General features: G+C 60.4%; 18 protein-coding genes and 1 riboswitch. Of the genes, 7 read left to right on the forward strand and 11 right to left on the reverse strand.

The window, feature by feature from the left end; genetic code table 11:
- Positions 1 to 53 precede the first annotated feature (53 nt).
- A riboswitch (cobalamin riboswitch) is annotated at positions 54 to 279 on the reverse strand.
- Between the two features lie 166 nt (positions 280 to 445).
- Together ACM6JM_RS23630 and ACM6JM_RS23635 are read left to right on the forward strand one after the other, a co-directional pair.
- Positions 446 to 1,030, forward strand: a complete 585-nt coding sequence (locus ACM6JM_RS23630; protein WP_039769816.1) for a hypothetical protein — start codon at positions 446 to 448, stop codon at positions 1,028 to 1,030.
- Positions 1,031 to 1,095: 65 nt separating this feature from the next.
- Positions 1,096 to 2,409 carry a PQQ-dependent sugar dehydrogenase gene (locus ACM6JM_RS23635; protein ID WP_414882600.1) on the forward strand — a complete coding sequence of 438 codons (1,314 nt, stop codon included), beginning with the start codon at positions 1,096 to 1,098 and terminating at the stop codon, positions 2,407 to 2,409.
- A 65-nt stretch (positions 2,410 to 2,474) separates the two neighbouring features.
- On the opposite strand, the gene ACM6JM_RS23640 is transcribed toward ACM6JM_RS23635, so the two are convergent.
- The 5 genes from ACM6JM_RS23640 to ACM6JM_RS23660 form a co-directional block, all read right to left on the reverse strand.
- Entirely contained in the window at positions 2,475 to 3,011 is a 537-nt protein-coding gene (locus ACM6JM_RS23640; protein WP_039769812.1) for a C40 family peptidase, read from the reverse strand.
- 218 nt (positions 3,012 to 3,229) lie between these two features.
- Positions 3,230 to 3,850, reverse strand: coding sequence for a C40 family peptidase (locus ACM6JM_RS23645; protein WP_039769810.1), 621 nt, complete (start codon positions 3,848 to 3,850; stop codon positions 3,230 to 3,232).
- A 214-nt stretch (positions 3,851 to 4,064) separates the two neighbouring features.
- Positions 4,065 to 4,769 (reverse strand): DnaA regulatory inactivator Hda, encoded by a 705-nt coding sequence (gene hda / locus ACM6JM_RS23650; protein ID WP_007950396.1) that lies wholly within the window; start codon positions 4,767 to 4,769, stop codon positions 4,065 to 4,067.
- Positions 4,770 to 4,978: 209 nt separating this feature from the next.
- Positions 4,979 to 6,052, reverse strand: a complete 1,074-nt coding sequence (locus ACM6JM_RS23655) for an AI-2E family transporter (protein ID WP_039769808.1) — start codon at positions 6,050 to 6,052, stop codon at positions 4,979 to 4,981.
- Positions 6,053 to 6,087: 35 nt separating this feature from the next.
- On the reverse strand, positions 6,088 to 7,146 hold the full coding sequence (locus ACM6JM_RS23660; RefSeq protein ID WP_414882601.1) for a DUF2066 domain-containing protein: 1,059 nt from the start codon (positions 7,144 to 7,146) through the stop codon (positions 6,088 to 6,090).
- Between the two features lie 375 nt (positions 7,147 to 7,521).
- On the opposite strand from ACM6JM_RS23660, the gene purM reads away from it, so the two are divergent.
- Genes purM through ACM6JM_RS23675 form a run of 3 tightly spaced genes read left to right on the forward strand, consistent with a single transcriptional unit; the run spans position 7,522 to position 9,952 of the window.
- Complete coding sequence (purM, locus tag ACM6JM_RS23665) at positions 7,522 to 8,580, forward strand: phosphoribosylformylglycinamidine cyclo-ligase (RefSeq protein WP_007950393.1); 1,059 nt, start codon at positions 7,522 to 7,524, stop codon at positions 8,578 to 8,580.
- Entirely contained in the window at positions 8,580 to 9,230 is a 651-nt protein-coding gene (gene purN / locus ACM6JM_RS23670; protein ID WP_039769803.1) for a phosphoribosylglycinamide formyltransferase, read from the forward strand. The genes purM and purN overlap by 1 nt, the downstream gene beginning before the upstream one ends.
- A gap of 8 nt (positions 9,231 to 9,238) precedes the next feature.
- Positions 9,239 to 9,952: a DUF3108 domain-containing protein gene (locus ACM6JM_RS23675; protein ID WP_007950391.1), complete on the forward strand. Its 714-nt coding sequence runs from the start codon at positions 9,239 to 9,241 to the stop codon at positions 9,950 to 9,952.
- A gap of 61 nt (positions 9,953 to 10,013) precedes the next feature.
- On the opposite strand, the gene ACM6JM_RS23680 is transcribed toward ACM6JM_RS23675, so the two are convergent.
- Positions 10,014 to 11,639 carry a methyl-accepting chemotaxis protein gene (locus ACM6JM_RS23680; protein WP_414882602.1) on the reverse strand — a complete coding sequence of 542 codons (1,626 nt, stop codon included), beginning with the start codon at positions 11,637 to 11,639 and terminating at the stop codon, positions 10,014 to 10,016.
- A gap of 130 nt (positions 11,640 to 11,769) precedes the next feature.
- Positions 11,770 to 12,825 carry an amidohydrolase family protein gene (locus ACM6JM_RS23685; protein ID WP_414882603.1) on the reverse strand — a complete coding sequence of 352 codons (1,056 nt, stop codon included), beginning with the start codon at positions 12,823 to 12,825 and terminating at the stop codon, positions 11,770 to 11,772.
- A gap of 129 nt (positions 12,826 to 12,954) precedes the next feature.
- On the opposite strand from ACM6JM_RS23685, the gene ACM6JM_RS23690 reads away from it, so the two are divergent.
- Complete coding sequence (locus tag ACM6JM_RS23690) at positions 12,955 to 13,371, forward strand: OsmC family protein (protein WP_074687563.1); 417 nt, start codon at positions 12,955 to 12,957, stop codon at positions 13,369 to 13,371.
- 61 nt (positions 13,372 to 13,432) lie between these two features.
- On the forward strand, positions 13,433 to 14,323 hold the full coding sequence (locus ACM6JM_RS23695) for a pirin family protein (protein WP_039769798.1): 891 nt from the start codon (positions 13,433 to 13,435) through the stop codon (positions 14,321 to 14,323).
- Between the two features lie 42 nt (positions 14,324 to 14,365).
- On the opposite strand, the gene ACM6JM_RS23700 is transcribed toward ACM6JM_RS23695, so the two are convergent.
- The 4 genes from ACM6JM_RS23700 to ACM6JM_RS23715 all read right to left on the reverse strand — a co-directional run bounded on the left by ACM6JM_RS23700 (position 14,366) and on the right by ACM6JM_RS23715 (position 18,074).
- Positions 14,366 to 15,094: a dienelactone hydrolase family protein gene (locus tag ACM6JM_RS23700; protein WP_414882604.1), complete on the reverse strand. Its 729-nt coding sequence runs from the start codon at positions 15,092 to 15,094 to the stop codon at positions 14,366 to 14,368.
- 68 nt (positions 15,095 to 15,162) lie between these two features.
- Positions 15,163 to 17,067, reverse strand: coding sequence for a molecular chaperone HtpG (htpG, locus tag ACM6JM_RS23705; protein WP_414882605.1), 1,905 nt, complete (start codon positions 17,065 to 17,067; stop codon positions 15,163 to 15,165).
- Positions 17,068 to 17,148: 81 nt separating this feature from the next.
- Positions 17,149 to 17,601, reverse strand: a complete 453-nt coding sequence (locus tag ACM6JM_RS23710; protein WP_007959014.1) for a PaaI family thioesterase — start codon at positions 17,599 to 17,601, stop codon at positions 17,149 to 17,151.
- Positions 17,598 to 18,074, reverse strand: coding sequence for a PaaI family thioesterase (locus ACM6JM_RS23715; RefSeq protein ID WP_210709422.1), 477 nt, complete (start codon positions 18,072 to 18,074; stop codon positions 17,598 to 17,600). The genes ACM6JM_RS23710 and ACM6JM_RS23715 overlap by 4 nt, the downstream gene beginning before the upstream one ends.
- Positions 18,075 to 18,145 lie beyond the last annotated feature (71 nt).

An 18,145-nucleotide genomic window follows, 5' to 3' on the forward strand; every position in this document is an offset into this window, starting at 1 on the left:
ACGGCGGGCAGGCACAAGAATAGACGGCAACAAGCCTGGCATCGCCCACCGTGATGCCGCTGGATGGATCAGGCCGGTCTCCGGGCTCATGAGCGGCGTTGGCCTGGCTGCGCGCCTTCCCGCTTTACGCAGTGGCATCAGACGCAGCTTTTACTCATTTACCGTTGCGGGGGCAGCGCCGGGATCGTGAGGGTTCTTCGCTTGAAGACCCGCCTCACCGGCTTCCCTGTTTCACTCTGTCGACATGCGCCACAGAGCACCTGAAACAAGCCGCGAAGGTTAGAGGGTTGGGGGTGGAGCGTCAATTGAAGAGGGGCTTGTGCGGCGAATAACTGCCGCCGATCAATTAACTGACGCCAATCTTGTGCCACACTGCCAGCAGTGATATCAAAGAGCCATGCTTTTTGACTGCAGAGAGCACATCACAATAACAAGGGAGAGCCCCATGCAAGGCATGATCATCAGCAATCCGCGGCTGGAATTCCTGCGCCCGGTGCTGGAACGCTGGTTTGACTGTATCGACCGCTACAACGCCGTGCGCGGCGACAATGACACGCCCTACTGGCACGACGAAAAAGCCAACCTCGGTCTGCTGTCGGCCGCCGCGTGGATGGCTGAACTGGTCACGCTGCGCGACACTGCCACCCGCAAACAAAACGAAGAAGGCGAGCGCAATGCCCGCGCCGACCTTTTTATCGCTGGCGCCGAGGATCGCGCCTTCATTCAGGCCACCCAACGCTGGCCGCGCGTCACCAGCCTGAATCTGACGCAAGCCTTGGCGGATATCACCAGCGACGCCAAGCGCATCAGCTACGCCAGCGACCTGAAACTCGGCTGCCTGTTCGTCGCCCCACAGAAAGCCCAACACAGCGCCAGTCCTGAAGAGTTGCAGGACATGGTCGACGACCTGCAAAAGGAACACACCTGCGCCGTCGCGTGGTATTTCCCCTACGCCTACCGCAAATTGCGCAGCGAAGCCGGCAACTATCACCCCGGCATTGCCGTGCTGTTCAAGGAAGCCCGCGGCTGAGGGTTGAACCATCGGGCTTGTGCGCTTCTCTATGTTTAGGAATGCATTCATAGGGAAGATCAGCAATGCGCAAGCCCCAGCTCGTTTTCGTCATCATGATCGCCGGAGGGCTCGCCGCCTGTGGTGAATCCTCCAGCCTGCAAGTCTCCGACGGCACCGGCCCGTCACCGAAACTGCCCGAACCGAACAAGACCCTGATCCCGACGGTGAACATCGCCCCGGCCATCGGCTGGCCGGCCGGTGCCAAACCGACGACAGCGGCAGGCACGCAGGTGGCAGCCTTTGCGGAAAATCTCGACCACCCACGCTGGCTGTATGTACTACCGAATGGCGACGTGCTGGTGGCGGAAACCAACGCCCCGCCCAAACCCGACGACAGCAAAGGCATTCGTGGCTGGGTGATGAAAAAAGTCATGGGCCGTGCCGGTGCCGGCGTTCCCAGCCCGAACCGCATCACCCTGCTGCGCGATGCCGATCACGATGGCGTGGCCGAAACCCGCACGGTGTTCCTGCAGAACCTTAACTCGCCGTTCGGCATGACCCTGGTCGGCAACGATCTGTACGTGGCCGATACCGATCGCCTGCTGCGCTTCAACTACGAGCCCGGCGCGACCGAAATCAAGAGCCAGCCGATCAAGGTCGTGGATTTGCCGGGCGGCACGCTCAACCATCACTGGACCAAGAACGTCATCGCCAGCAAAGACGGCAGCAAGCTGTACGTCACCGTCGGCTCGAACAGCAACGTCGGCGAAAACGGCCTCGATCAGGAAGAGGGGCGTGCGGCGATCTGGGAAGTAGATCGCGCCACCGGCAACCACCGGATTTTCGCTTCGGGCATCCGCAATCCCAACGGCCTGGCCTGGGAGCCGCAAAGCGGTGCGCTGTGGACTGCCGTCAACGAACGCGATGAGATTGGCAGCGATCTGGTGCCGGACTACATCACATCGGTCAAGGACGGTGGTTTCTATGGCTGGCCGTTCAGCTACTACGGCCAGCACGTTGACGTGCGCGTGGAACCCCAACGGCCGGACATGGTGGCCAAGGCCATCGCTCCGGACTACGCCGTCGGCCCGCACACCGCATCACTGGGGCTGACCTTCGCCGAGGGCAATCGCTTGCCGGCACAGTTCAAGGAAGGCGCATTCATTGGCCAGCACGGCTCGTGGAACCGCAAGCCGCACAGTGGCTACAAGGTGATCTTTGTGCCGTTTGCCGCTGGCAAGCCGAGCGGAACGCCGGTGGACGTGCTGACCGGATTTCTCGACAAGGACGAGAACGCTTTGGGTCGCCCGGTCGGCGTGGTGATCGATCAGCAAGGTGGGTTGCTGGTAGCCGATGACGTGGGGAACAAGGTGTGGCGGGTGTCAGCGGCCCGCTAATGTATTGCAGGCATTAAAAAACCCGTGGGAGCCATTCAGCTCCCACGGGTTTTTAAGTATCTGGATTACGGGTTATGCGCCAGATGCTCCGGCTGCAGAACGCGCTTGGCGCTCAGATAGGCTTTCTGCCAATAGGCTTTCGACAGGCTGTCCAGCTTTACCGTGCCGCCAGTGGCTGGTGCATGAACGAAGCGCCCTTCCCCGACGTAGATCCCCGCATGACTGACCTGAGAGCCGCCATTGGTGGCGAAGAAGATCAGGTCGCCGGTCTGCAGCCCTTCCTTGCCGACGTTCGGCGCCTGCATGACGATCATCTCGCGGGTCGAACGCGGCAGGCTGATGCCGGCGGCATCGCGGTAGACGAAACCGATCAGGCCACTGCAATCAAAGCCCGAATCCGGCGTATTGCCGCCCCAGCGATAAGGCGTGCCGACCAGCCCCAGCGCGCGGAACAGCACGTCTTCGGCAGCAGGCGAAAAGGTCTGGGAGGATCCGAATACGATCGGAGCGCGAACCACCGGCGCAGGCGGCGGAGTGCGGCTGGCGCAGGCGCTGAGCAGCGCGGCGAAGAACATCAAGGCAAAGCGGGCCGACATCGTCATATGCAGAACATCCTGATCTGGCTGCGGCTTTGACTGCCGATTCGATAGAAAACAAAACCGCCTGCGTTGGGACGCAGGCGGTTTGCCATCAATATAGATCAGGATTCTAGCGGCTACGCGGCAAACTTCAAGTAAGACTTTAACTTCACCTTGTAAAGTTTAAGTCTATTGCCCCTGAGGGACCGCTTGTCGCCACGAGCGTGGCGACAAAAGCGTGATTACTTGCGAGCGGTAACCACGGTTGGAGCGTTCGCCAAAGCGCGTTTGGCTTCGATAAAGGTCTTGCTCCAGTAGCTGTCGCCCAGGCTGTCGATGCGAACACCGCCGCTGCGACGAGAGCTGGAATGGATGAACTGGTTGTCGCCCAGGTAGATCCCGGCGTGACTGACACGACCGCGACGACCATTGGTGGCGAAGAACAGCAGGTCGCCCGGCTCGAGGTTGCTGCGCGAAACCAGCGGTGCATCCACGTTGATCATTTCGCGAGTGGAGCGTGGCAGGTTCATGCCGGCTTCTTCGCGGAACAGATAGCCGATGAAACCGCTGCAATCGAAACCGGCTTCAGAGGTACCGCCGAAACGGTAACGGGTACCGATCAGGGACATGCCGCGTTCGAGGATGCTGTCGGCCAGAACCGGAAGCTGGTAAGGCTTCTTGCCGTTGAAGTCGGCGAGTTCTTTTTCGGTGTCCAGCTCTTCCTGGTAAATAACGGAAGACTGGGCGGTGGCAGAGTTTTTTACCTGTTGTTGCTGCTCTTGATTAACAGGTGAATGAGCAGCGCAACCGAACAACAGGGTGACGAGTGCGAGAGGCACGAGGGGTGCGAAGCGCTTTAGCATGGGCACGACCGTGGCTGATAGTTGTAAAGAAGCCGAGACTATGCCCGCTATCAGCCTCATTTGCAAATTCAATCGATCTTTTTGTGACTTCCCGGTTTCTCGTTAACATCTAAGCGCTTAAGCCTATTTGAATCGAGACGCGGCCTGTGCAACCCACAGGAAAGCGGGTTTTCTGGCGCCTGAAATATGCCGAAACCGGCTGAAAGCCCCGGTTTTACCAGCCCAGCGTTTCTTTCAGGAAGGGAATGGTCAGCTTGCGCTGAGCCTGCAAAGAGGCCTGATCGAGCTGCTCCAGCAGATCGAAAAGCGCGCTCATGCTGCGGGTACCGCGAGTCAAAATAAAATGCCCGACTTCATCGGTCAGGTGCAGACCGCGACGGGATGCGCGCAATTGCAGGGCACGCAATTTGTCTTCATCGGAGAGAGGACGCATCTGGAAGATCAGCGCCAGGGTCAGGCGCGATTTCAGGTCGGCGAGTTTGATCGGCAGTTCACGCGGCGAAGTGGATGCCGCGATCAGCAGACGGCGACCGCTGTCACGCAGACGGTTGAACAGATGAAACATCGCCTCTTCCCAGTCCGCCTTGCCGGCAATAACCTGCAAGTCATCCAGGCAGACCAGTTCGTACTGTTCGAGGTTGTCGAGAATTTCGATGCCGCGATCCATCAACTCGGCCAGCGGCAGGTACACCGCCGGTTCACCCATCTGTTCGAAGCGCAGGCACGCGGCCTGCAACAGATGCGTCCGCCCTACCCCGTGCTTGCCCCACAGATAGATCAGGCTTTCGGTCCAGCCGGCGTCGGCTTCGCATAGACGCTCGACATAGCCGAGTGCAGCGGCATTGGCGCCTGGGTAGTAGTTGATGAAGGTGGCGTCGTCACGCAGACGCACACCTAGGGGCAGCTGAATCGGTTTCATGCTGACTGAACAGTTCCCAAGGAACCGTTAGTGGCCTCTGTGTAAAGTGAGCGAAGTTTATACCCGTGAAGCGGAGCGCACAATGCGACAGACCCCAAGCAAAATCAAAGGTTTGCGTTAACGTGCTGGTTTTATGACAGTTTCTTTGGCGCCATGGCCTGCAGGAGACGGGCCAACCCGGCAATCCACCGGGCAGCCCGCGCATCACATTACAACTCCGGCTCATCCACCCCGCTATAGATGTCGGAATCCTTGTACAGATCGTGGACGTGTCGCACCAGCACCATGATCACCGCCGCCACCGGCAATGCCAGCAGCACACCGGTGAAGCCGAACAGCTCGCCACCGGCCAGAATCGCGAAAATCACCGCCACCGGGTGCAGACCGATCCGATCCCCCACCAGCAAAGGCGTCAGCACCATGCCTTCCAGTGCCTGGCCGACCATGAACACCGCGACGATCCCGATCATCGGATACAGATCGCCACCAAACTGGAACAACCCGGCAATCAGCGCCGCGCCGATGCCGATCACAAACCCCATGTACGGCACAATCGCCGCCAGCCCTGCAATCAGACCGATCAACAGGCCCAGCTCCAGCCCGACAATCATCAGACCGGCCGCATAGATCACGCCCAACGCCAGCATCACCAGCAACTGCCCGCGCACGAACGCGCCCAGCACTTCATGGCACTCACCCGCCAGCGCCACCACACGCTCTTCGCGATCACGGGGCAACAGGCCACGGATCTTGGCCATCATCACGTCCCAGTCACGCAGCAGGTAAAAGCTCACCACCGGGATCAGCACGAGATTCGCCAGCCAGCCGATCAGCGCCAGGCTCGAGGCCGTCGCCTGACTCAGCACCACACCGACGATGTCGGTGGTCTGGCCCATGTGTTCGCTGATCGCGGCTTTGACCTTGTCGAACTTCCAGAAGCCGTCAGACAGCCCCAGCTTCGATTGCGCCCATGGCACGGCGGTGTGCTGCAACCAGTCGAGCATTTGCGGCGCCAGTTCATACAGCCGTACTAATTGCTTGGCGAGCATCGGCACCAGCACCAGCAACAACGCAGTGACGATCAGGGTGAACAAGGCGAACACCGCGATAACACCCCAGGTGCGAGACAGCCCCAGGCGTTCCAGACGATCGACGAGCGGATCGAACAGATAGGCGAGCAGCAGCGCCACCAGAAACGGCGTAAGGATCGGATGCAGCAACCAGACAAACGCGCAAAGCAGGAGCACCCCACCGAGCCAGAACCAACGCCGCGTATCGGCCATGTAACACTCCATTGCTTATATATAAGAAAGAAAAACTACCAGCGGAACCGCAAGGACGGCGCCGCCGGTGTCGGTGTCGGCGCAACGGTTGGCGCCGCCCCGACGACCGCAGGCTGAGGCGCAGCCACCGGAGCCGGTGCCTCGGCCGGCAGTTCCTGCAACTTCGCCAGCGACAATTGCGCTCGCAATTGATCGGCACTGCCGTTGACCCGATAGAGGATGCGATCGGCATCGACACTCTGCAGACGCACGCCGAACGGTTCGAGTAACCGCAGCAGCGCCGCGTAGTGCTCCAGATTCATGCCCTGCACTTCCAGGGTCTGCTGGCCGGACGCGCCCGGCTTGGCCACAAAGCGTGGCGCCAGACGTTCAGTGACCGCCAGCATCACCGCATCGGCCACCGCCGCCTGATCCGCGCCCTGCACGTTGCCCGCCTCTTTTTTATCGCCCAGCCACAATTGCCATTTGGCCTGCCATTGCCCGCTTTCTTCGCGCGCATGCACGGCGAGCAAGGCGTCAGCGTTATAGCGCTCGGAAGCGTTACGCAGCGGCGCCGGGTCGGCCCCTTCAAGCGCAGGCGCGGTTGCGACCAATTGCTCACTCAAGTCCGCCAAAGGCAGGCGCAACGGCAATCCACGGTGCTGGGCGGCGCGGCGCAACGGTGCGGCACTGGCCTGACCGTCGCCCACCAGGCTCGAACCCTCGGTCGAATCGTTCAGCCACCAGCTCAGGATCGAGGGCCGATTGGCACCCCACAGCGCCAGCCCGGCGCGGCGCAACGCCTGCTCGGTGGTTCCCGGGTCGAAATCGACTTTCAGCACTTCCGGCGGCCCGGCATCGAAACCGAACTGACTGATGATCTGCTGCGGATCCTTGCGAACCGGCGCCAGCCCCGGGTTCTGCGGGGCCTTCGGGTCACCGGTCAGGCGCAGCACCAGCGTATCCAGCGCAGCCTGGGTCGCGCGATCGCGCTCCTCTGGCGACTGGCCAGTGACCGGTTCGCGCACCTGATAAAGACCTTTGAGATTTTCCGCCTGGGTCGCCAGGCTGATCAGAGACAAACCACCCACTAACAGCAATTTACAAAAACGCATGGAGAATTCCCGTCGACAAGAGCGGCTGGAACAGGCCGCGTGCACCGTTGTGGCAAGCCTGTGACCACAGGCCGTCGCAAAACATTCACACGCGGTCGGTAAGTTTTTGCACAGTCCTAACGATAGACGGTTCCTTATACAGGCACCCGTGATGTCATCCACAGCGTCAATTGCAAAATTTTTCCATCGATATGCCCCTGCCCGTCGGCGTGAGGATGGCCGCTGCCCCTCAAGCCTGATAAAATCGCGCGCCTTCGCAGACCGGCAACAGCCGGGCACCCCGAACTTCGCGTGAGGCAATCGCCCCTGTCGGATTCGGCGTTCCCGCTGAACTCGGTCGTTACCCCTGAATCCCCTCCCCTAAAGGCCTGGATCATGAGCAAGCAACCCTCCCTGAGCTACAAGGACGCCGGTGTAGACATCGACGCCGGTGAAGCATTGGTCGAACGCATCAAGAGCGTCGCCAAGCGCACTGCGCGCCCGGAAGTCATGGGCGGCCTGGGCGGTTTCGGCGCCCTCTGCGAGATCCCGGCCGGTTACAAGCAGCCGGTACTGGTTTCCGGTACTGACGGCGTCGGCACCAAGCTGCGCCTGGCGCTGAACCTGAACAAGCACGACAGCATCGGTCAGGACCTGGTCGCCATGTGCGTCAACGATCTGGTGGTGTGCGGCGCCGAGCCGCTGTTCTTCCTCGACTACTACGCCACCGGCAAGCTGAACGTCGACGTAGCGGCCACCGTGGTTACCGGTATCGGTGCAGGCTGCGAACTGGCTGGCTGCTCGCTGGTCGGCGGCGAAACCGCTGAAATGCCGGGCATGTACGAAGGCGAAGACTACGACCTGGCCGGCTTCTGCGTCGGCGTCGTGGAAAAAGCCGAAATCATCGACGGCTCGAAAGTCGCCACTGGTGACGCCCTGATCGCGCTGCCATCGTCCGGCCCGCACTCCAACGGCTACTCGCTGATCCGCAAGATCATCGAAGTGTCCGGTGCCGACATCGAAACCGTTCAGCTCGACGGCAAGCCGCTGACCGAACTGCTGATGGCTCCGACCCGCATCTACGTGAAGCCGCTGCTCAAGCTGATCAAGGACACCGGTGCGGTCAAGGCCATGGCCCACATCACCGGTGGTGGCCTGCTCGACAACATCCCGCGCGTTCTGCCAAAAGGCGCTCAAGCCGTGGTTGACGTGGCCAGCTGGAACCGCCCGGCCGTCTTCGACTGGCTGCAAGAGAAAGGCAACGTCGACGAAACCGAAATGCACCGCGTGCTGAACTGCGGCGTGGGCATGGTGATCTGCGTGGCTCAGGAGCACGTTGAAGTTGCCCTGAACACCCTGCGTGACGCCGGCGAGCAGCCTTGGGTCATCGGTCAGATCGCTGTCGCTGCCGAAGGCGCGGCTCAGGTCGAACTGAAGAACCTCAAGGCTCACTGATGTCCCAGACCTGTGATGTCGTGGTGCTGTTGTCTGGCACCGGCAGTAACTTGCAGGCCCTGATCGACAGCACGCGGACCGGCGACAGCCCGGTCCGCATCGCTGCGGTGATTTCCAACCGCGCCGACGCCTACGGCCTGCAACGCGCCAGTGACGCGGGTATCGCCACCCGCTCGCTGGATCACAAGGGATTCGAGGGCCGCGAGGCCTTCGATACCGCGCTGATCGAACTGATCGACGAATTCAACCCCAAACTCGTGGTACTGGCCGGCTTCATGCGCATTCTCAGCGCTGACTTCGTCCGTCACTACCAGGGTCGCCTGCTCAACATCCACCCGTCGCTGCTACCCAAATACAAAGGGTTACACACTCATCAGCGCGCGCTGGAGGCCGGCGACGCCGAACACGGCTGCTCCGTGCACTTCGTCACCGAGGAACTCGATGGCGGACCACTGGTCGTACAGGCAGTAATCCCGGTAGAGTTGCACGATTCGCCGCAAAGTCTGGCGCAGCGGGTTCACGCTCAGGAACACCTGATCTACCCGATGGCCATACGCTGGTTCGCCGAAGGACGGCTGAGCCTCGGCGAGCAAGGTGCTTTACTGGATGGCCAGCCACTGCCGGCCAGCGGTCACTTGATTCGAAACTAGGAGATATTATGCGTCGCGCCCTGCTCTTCGCTTGCGCTCTGCTCGCCCTGCCCTTCGCGCAGGCGGCAGACCTTCAACCGTTCTCCGCCAGCTACACCGCCGACTGGAAACAGCTGCCCATGAGCGGCACCGCCGAGCGCAGCCTGACCAAACAGGCCAACGGCGTCTGGAAGCTCAGCTTCAAAGCCTCGATGATGATTGCCAGCCTGTCCGAGGAAAGCACCCTGACCCTGGACAAGGACACCCTGCTGCCACAGTCCTACCACTTCGAACGCGGTGGTCTGGGCAAGGCGAAAAAGGCTGACCTGGACTTCGACTGGGCCAACAAGCTGGTGACCGGAACCGACCGCGGCGACGCGGTGAAAATCCCGCTCAACCGCGGCATGGTCGACAAATCCACCTATCAACTGGCGCTGCAGCATGACGTGGCCGCCGGCAAGAAAAGCATGAGCTATCAGGTGGTCGATGATGGCGAAGTCGATACCTACGACTTCCGCGTGCTGGGTTCGGAGAAAGTCGAAACCAAGGCCGGCCAGATCGATGCGATCAAGGTCGAGCGCGTTCGCGATCCGACACAAAGCAAGCGCATCACCGTCCTGTGGTTCGCCAAGGACTGGGATTACCTGCTGGTTCGCCTGCAACAGGTCGAAACCGACGGCAAGGAGTACAACATCATGCTCCTCGACGGCACGGTCAACGGCAAGACGGTCAAAGGCAGCTGATCCGAAACAAAATCAAAAAGCCCCGCAAATGCGGGGCTTTTTTTCGCCTGTCGAACGCTGATCAGACCGAGAACCTGGCCACCATGCTGTTCAGATCCACCGCCAGCCGCGACAGTTCCTGACTCGCGGCACTGGTCTGATTGGCCCCCGCCGAGGTCTGCATCGCCAGATCACGGATGTTCATCAGGTTGCGGTCCACTTCCCGCGCCACGGCCGCTTGCTCTTCCGACGCACTGGCGATCACCAGGTTGCGCTCGTTGATCAAGGTAAACGCCGAAGCGATTTCCTCCAGCGCAACGCCGGCGGCCTTCGCCAGCTCCAGGGTCGAGCGCGCCCGGACGTTGCTCTGCTGCATCGAGCTGACCGCCGAATCGGTGCCCTGCTGGATGCCGCCGATCATCTGCTCGATTTCCTGAGTCGACTGCTGAGTGCGATGGGCCAGCGCCCGCACTTCATCCGCCACCACCGCAAAACCCCGTCCGGCATCCCCCGCCCGGGCAGCCTCGATTGCCGCGTTCAGCGCCAGCAGATTGGTCTGCTCGGCAATCGATCGGATGACATCCAGCACCTTGCTGATGCTGTAGACCTTCTGCGCCAGATCCTCCACCTGCGTGGCATTGGCGGTGACATCGTCCGCCAGCAGCTCGATGGACGACACGGTCTGCTGCACCTGCTCGCGGCCATGCTGGGCAATACGATCAGACTCACGGGACGCCTCGGAAGTCGCGACGGCATTGCTCGCCACCTCCTCCACCGCCGCCGTCATCTGGTTGACCGCCGTAGCCGCCTGTTCGATTTCCAGGCTCTGCTGATGCAGCCCCCGCGTCGCGTCTTCGGTGACGCAACTCAACTCCTCTGACGCCGAGGCCAGTTGACTGGAGGACTCCGAGATCTGGCGGATAGTGTCGCGCAGGTTGTGCTGCATGCTCTTGAGCGCGTGCAGCAGCCGCGCCGGTTCGTCCTTGCCGGAAATGCTGATATCCCCGGTCAGATCGCCACCGGCCACCACTTCCGCGACATTGAGCGATTGCGACAGCGGCAGCACGATGCTGCGGGTCAGCAACAACGCCAGCGCGATGGTAATCAGCGCAGTGATGCCGATCATCACCCCGACCCACACCCGCGAGTTGGTGAACACCAGCCGTGCGGCCTCAGTGGCGAGGTTGGCGTTGTGCTTGTTCAACTCGACCAACTCACGCAGGGTCACTGCAATTTCATCCGCCAGCGGGCTCATCTGCCCGTTGAGAATGGCGGCCGCCTCCTCCACTCGTCCCTGAGCAGATAACGTCATCACCTGCGCCTGAAGCTCCAGGTACTTGTGTTCGGCGACCTTGAAGCGGTCGAACAGCGCGCGCTCTTCGGGCAATGTGATCAGGATGTCGTAGCGTTGCTGGGCTTCACTCAGCACTCCACGCAAATCATTGAGCTTGGCCACGTTCTGATCCAGCGCCTGCGGATCGCGATTGAGCAACAGGCGCATGGTCAGCGCACGCAAACGCAGCATGTCCTGGCTCATCTCGCCCACCGCCATCACGCTGGGCAGCCAGTTATTGTCGACCTCGTCGGATTGCGTTCGCATGTTCGACATCTGCAGCAGGGCGAACGCCCCAAGGGCAAACACCATTAGCGCCAACACGCCGAAACCCAGGCCGGCCCTGGGCGCAATATTGAGACTACGGATACTCATTGCTCTGGTTCCTTCCAAAAGCGCTGCATCAACCCTGCAGCTGGTTGCTCTAGAAGGTATCGGCCCTTTTAAAAAATGCGTAAGACCAAAACGCGATATCAAAAGGCCTTGATCCTACGAACACTCGGCATTAACGATTCAGCGCGGGTTTGCCGGACTTGAGCGCTGTTCGCGGCAATATCGCCAGGAAGTTGTCCCGTGCGACTTTTTTAGCGACCGTCTCGGGCAAGGCATCAAGAAACGGCTTGAAGCCGTGGATTTCCTTGCCGAGTTTATTGAATCGCCCGACCACGTCCGAACCAATCATGAAGCGATCCGGATAGCGCTCCACCAGTTGCACCCAGTCCGCTCGCGGCTGACCCTTTTCGTCCAGCAGATAAGGCGTCAGCAAGCTCCACGACAGATCAATAAACAGGTTCGGGTACGCCTCCAGCATTCGCGTCAGGGTCGGCAGCAGAAAATCCAGCTGCGTCTGATGACGGTGGATTTCGGCGCTGGTGCCGGCATGCGCCCAGATGAACCGGGTGTGCGGATGATTACGCAGCGGCTCTTCGATTTCCTTCAGGTACAGGGGGTTCTTCTCACGCTTGGAGGTGATGTTGGAATGCAGCATCACCGGCAGATCGTTTTCAGCGGCCAGGTGATAGATGCGGGTCATCGCTTCGTTGTTGGCGCGTGGCGTGTCGCCGGAGGTCAGCGCGGTGAGATCGTCGTGACGGGTGAAGACTTCGCCTATGCCCTGCCACAAGCCGGGATACAGATCGAGCATGCGCTGGATATGCGCGGCGGAGTTCTTGTCGTTGGGATTGAAGCCTGAAAGAAACGGGTGAAAGTACTGGCGTTGCTCAGGTGTCAGCTTCTGCACCGCGTCGGCGACGATCACGTCAGTCGCGCTGTACCAATAGGCATCGGCATCATCGCCGGCGTAGTAACGCGGGCGCTTCGGCTCGTCTTCGTGCCATTTCTTCGCCACGGGAATGCCGGAAATCATCACATGCTCGATGGCATTTTCCTTCATGGCCGTCAGCAATTTCGGCATGCCGGCGGTTTCCTGGAAAAAATCCACGTAATGCAGGTGCGCGTCACTGTAGGTGTAATCCCGGGCACTGGCGGCGCCGGTGAAAGCCATCAGGCAGGCAAGGCTCAAACGAAACACGGACACAAGCATTCTCCGGCAGACAGGCATAGCCTAGACCCTCGCCGGGCGACGAGGGTTCACCCGGCAAGAAAGTGGAACGCGCCTGTGTGGGAAATGCTCTATACCTGCAAGGTCTTTTTTGATCGAATCCCTTTTCCTACAGCTTGCGAGGTTCACATGACCGTTACCGTCAATACCGTGTCCGCCGAAGGTTTTCGCCACACCGTTCAGATCGATGAGCATGAGCTGTTTGCAGACGTCCCGACGACTGCCGGCGGCGAAGGCTCGGCGCCGGAGCCGCACGATTACTTCGATGCCGCCCTCGGTGCCTGCAAGGCTCTGACCCTGAAGCTGTACGCGAAGAAAAAGGACATCCCGCTGACCGGCGTCGGCGTTGAGGTCAAACGCGACAACAGCGAGGAACAGAAAGGCAAGTACGCCCTGCACGTGACCCTCACCCTCAAGGGCGTGCTCACCGATGCCCAGCGCGAAGAACTGCTGCGTGTTGCCGACCGCTGCCCGATCCACAAGCTGATGACCACCAGCGAAGTCACCATCGAAACCCACGCGCCAGTCGGCTTCGACAGCCAGTAATCACCCCGACGACACCGGCGGGTTATGCTCCACGCATCACCCGCCAAGCCTGGAATGGAACATGGACACCCAACCCCTGATCATCCGCCCGCGCGCCGAAGACGTCGAAGGCCAGCCGATCCTGCGCCCGCTGCCGTCAGCCAAATGCCGCAGCGTTGGGCCTTTTGTGTTTTTCGACCACATGCTCGAAACGGTTTATCCGGCGGGCAAAGGCATGAACATCCGACAGCATCCGCACATCGGTCTGTCGACCCTCACGTATTTGTTCGAAGGACAGATCCAGCACAAGGACAGCCTGGGTTCGGATCAGGTGGTCAGCGCCGGCGATGTCAGCTGGATGACGGCCGGCACGGCGATCGCGCACGTCGAGCGCACGCCCGAACCGCTGTGGGAGCAAAGCTTCAAGATGCACGGCCTGCAAATCTGGCTCGCCTCGCCCAAGGATCACGAACAAGGCCCGGGGCATTACAGCCATCACCCGGCCTCGACCTTGCCGGTCAGCGATAACCTCGGTGTACAGATCCGCATGATCGCCGGGTCAGGCTTTTGCCTGGAATCGCCGGTGCCGGTGCTTTCTCCTACGCTGTATGCCGAACTGAAGATGCAAACCGCGACCACGCTGCTGATCCCGACCGAACATGACGAGCGGGCGCTGTATGTGTTGAGTGGTGATGTGCAATTGAATGGCGAAGCGGTCGAACCCCATGCGCTGGTAGTGTTGCCGGCCGGGGAAGAGATGAGCCTGTTTGCCGAGAGCGACAGTCACGCAGTGTTGTTCGGCGGTGCGCCACTGGACGGGCCACGGCGGATCAACTGGAATTTTGTTGCGAGCGATCCGGCGGCAATCGATGAGGCGCGGCGCAAGTGGGCGGCCGGGGATTGGCCGACGGTGCCGGGGGAAGTCGAGCGGATCGAGCTGCCTAAATCGCGCAGCGAACCGACACCGCTGTAAAGCCACACTCCCACGCCAGGCGTGGGAGTGCGTTCAGCCGATTCAGCCCTTGAACACTTCTTCCAGCAAGTCATGCATCGACTTGAACGCCCGCGCTGCGGTCTTCGCGTCGTACATCATCTTGCCCGGCACATTGGCGTGCGGATCAGTGAACGAGTGCACCGCGCCACCGTAGCTCAGCAACTGCCAGTCCACACCGGCGGCGTTCATCTCGTCCTCGAATGCCGGCAACTGCTCTTTCGGCACCAGCGGGTCCGAAGCACCGTGCAGCACCAACACCGAGCCCTTGATGTTCTTCGCGTCCGCCGGGTTCGGCGAGTCCAGCGTGCCGTGGAACGACACCGCCGCTTTCACCGCAGCACCAGTGCGCGCCAGATCCAGCGCACAGCAGCCGCCGAAGCAGAAACCGAACACCGCCAGTTTCGAGGTATCGACCGCCGCCTCGCCCTGCTTCTGCAATTGTTCGAACGCGGCCTGCATACGCTTGCGCAGCAGCGCGCGGTCATTCTTCAGCGGCATCATTGCCGCACCGGCCTGATCGGCATTCTGCGGACGCACGGCCTGGCCATACACGTCAGCGATCAGCACCACATAACCCTTGGCCGCCACCGATTTGGCGATCTCTTCAGCGCCAGCGCTGACACCCATCCAGTTCGGCGCCATCAGCAGGCCCGGACGCGCGCCTTTGTGCTCGGCGTCGAACGCCAGACGACCTTCATAGGCTTGGCCGTCAATCTGATAGACCACGGAACGTACAGTGACTTGGCTCATTTCTGACTCCAGATTGGTTGAATTCCAGAATGAAAAAACCCGCCGAAGCGGGTTTTTCTGCAGCTTGGTTAAACCGACAGTTCAACCAGCAGCTTGTTCAGACGTTTCACGTAAGCGGCCGGGTCTTTCAAGCTGTCGCCCGCCGCCAGGGCGGCCTGGTCGAAGAGGATGTGCGACAGGTCGCTGAAGCGATCTTCGCTGGCCTCGTTGTCGAGCTTCTCGATCAGCGGGTGGCTCGGGTTGAATTCGAAGATCGGCTTCGAATCCGGCACCTTCTGCCCACTGGCTTCAAGGATCTGACGCATTTGCAGACCCAGATCCTGCTCGCCGATGGCCAGAATGGCCGGCGAATCCGTCAGGCGATGGGAAACCCGGACTTCGGCAACGGAGTCGCCCAGTGCGGTTTTCAGACGCTCGACCAGACCTTCTTTCGACTTGGCGACTTCTTCCTGGGCCTTCTTGTCCTCTTCCGAGTCCAGGTTGCCCAGATCCAGGTCACCGCGCGCGACGTCGACAAACGTCTTGCCGTCGAAATCGCTGAGGTAACTCATCAGCCACTCGTCGATACGGTCGGTCAGCAGCAGCACTTCGATGCCTTTCTTGCGGAAGACTTCCAGGTGCGGGCTGTTCTTGACCTGCGCGTAGGTTTCGCCGGTGAGGTAGTAGATCTTGTCCTGACCTTCCTTGGCGCGCGCCAGGTACTCGGCCAGACCGACGATCTGCTCGCCGTCGGTGCCGTTGGTCGATGCGAAGCGCAGCAGACCGGCAATTTTTTCCTTGTTGGCGAAATCTTCTGCCGGGCCTTCTTTCATGACCTGACCGAAGTTCTTCCAGAAGCCCTTGTATTGCTCAGGCTCGTTCTTTGCCAGTTTTTCCAGCATGTCCAGCACGCGCTTGGTCAGCGCCGACTTCATCGAGTCGATGATCGGGTCTTTCTGCAGGATTTCCCGCGACACGTTCAGCGACAGGTCGTTGGAGTCGACCACGCCCTTGATGAAGCGCAGGTACAGCGGCAGGAACGACTCGGCCTGATCCATCACGAACACGCGCTGCACGTACAGCTTCAGGCCTTTCGACGCTTCACGCTGGTACAGATCGAACGGTGCGCGGGCCGGCACGTACAGCAGCGAGCTGTACTCGAGCTTGCCTTCAACCTTGTTGTGACTCCACGACAGCGGATTTTCGAAGTCGTGGGCGATGTGTTTGTAGAACTCCTGGTATTCCTCGTCCTTCACTTCAGTGCGAGGACGGGTCCACAGGGCGCTGGCGCGGTTGACGGTTTCCCATTCAACTTCAGGCTTCTCTTCGCCTTCGGCAGCGGCCACTTCTTTTGGCAGCTCGATCGGCAGCGCGATGTGGTCGGAGTACTTCTTGATGATGTTGCGCAGACGCCAGCCATCGGCGAACTCGTCTTCACCGGATTTCAGGTGCAGGACGATGCGGGTGCCGCGTTCCGGTTTGTCGATGGTGGCGACTTCAAATTCGCCCTCGCCTTTCGACGACCAGTGCACGCCTTCGCTGGCAGCGGTGCCGGCGCGACGGCTGTACACGTCAACTTTGTCGGCAACGATGAAGGCCGAGTAGAAACCCACGCCGAACTGACCGATCAGGTGCGAATCCTTCTTCTGATCGCCGGACAGGTTTTTCATGAAATCGGCAGTGCCGGATTTGGCGATGGTACCCAGGTGGGTGATCACATCGTCACGGTTCATGCCGATGCCGTTGTCTTCGAGGGTGACGGTCTGGGCGTCCTTGTCGAAGCTCACACGGATTTTCAGTTCATCGCCACCTTCGAGCAACTCAGGCTTGGCCAGGGCTTCGAAGCGCAATTTGTCGACAGCGTCAGAGGCGTTCGAGATCAATTCGCGAAGGAAGATTTCCTTGTTGGAATACAGCGAATGGATCATGAGGTGCAGCAGTTGCTTCACCTCGGTCTGGAAGCCCAGGGTTTCCTTTTGAGTTTCCACACTCATGGTCATCAAACTCCAATCAGATGGCATTGGCCGCGACCTTGCTGGTCGGCAGCGGGTTGTTCTGTGAGTTGGGGGCGTGCTTCAGGATTTCAAGGGCTCATCGATTTTGAAGTGCGCGCGAGCGGTGGCGATCGGTTCGCTCTCGGTACTTTGCCAGGCCGTGACCGCGACGTTGGCCACCCGCCGGCCCTGACGGCAGACCTGACATCGGGCCCAGGTATCGCGAAACTGCCCGGCCCGCAGGTAATCGAGGGAAAAATCGATAATCTTCGGCACACCGGGCGCGCCGGTGAAAATCAGCAGGTGCAGGGCCGCGGACAGCTCCATGAACCCGGCAATTACCCCGCCGTGGATCGCCGGCAATAAAGGGTTACCAATGTTGTCCTTGTTGGCCGGCAGCTTGAACAGCAAGTCATCACCGACCCGCGAACACTCGACGCCGATCAGCCCGGCATAGGGAATCAGCTTCAGGAGCGGCGCGTAGTCACCCTTCTCGTGTGCCTCTTGCAATTGCTGCTTGAAGTCGTCGCTCATGGGGTTTCTCCCTTGATCGCGCCACCGAAGCCTTTGGTGCCTTTCAGGCCTTTGCCCATGCGCATGAAGGTGCCGACGACATGGGCAATCGGTTGCTCGGGATCATCCTGATAGGCAAATCCGCGAGCGAAGATCACATCGGTGGTGACTCGATAACATTGGGCGAAGCCGTAAACATCTTTATGCGGCTCGGCGGCATGCATATAGTCGATGCGCAGATCGAGGGTCGGGCAGACTTCGAATTCCGGCAGGACGCACAGGATCGACATGCCGCACGCGGTATCCATCAGCGACGTGATCGCCCCGCCGTGGATGACGCCGGTCAGCGGATTGCCGACGATTTGCGCACTGTACGGCAGCACCACAGTCAGGCCTTCGCTACTTGCGCTGTGCACCTTCAATCCCAGCACCTGACAGTGGCGCAGGGCCGAGAGAAACCGTGTCGCACGCTCAAAAACGGGGTTTTCGGCCATTTGATAATTACTCTTGTTAGTGGCTATTCCCAGTAGTGGAAAGAACAGCAAAAGTTCCATTGCAAAACAAA

This window comes from Pseudomonas sp. IT-P2, assembly GCF_949767575.1.
Lineage (GTDB): Bacteria > Pseudomonadota > Gammaproteobacteria > Pseudomonadales > Pseudomonadaceae > Aquipseudomonas > Aquipseudomonas pharyngis.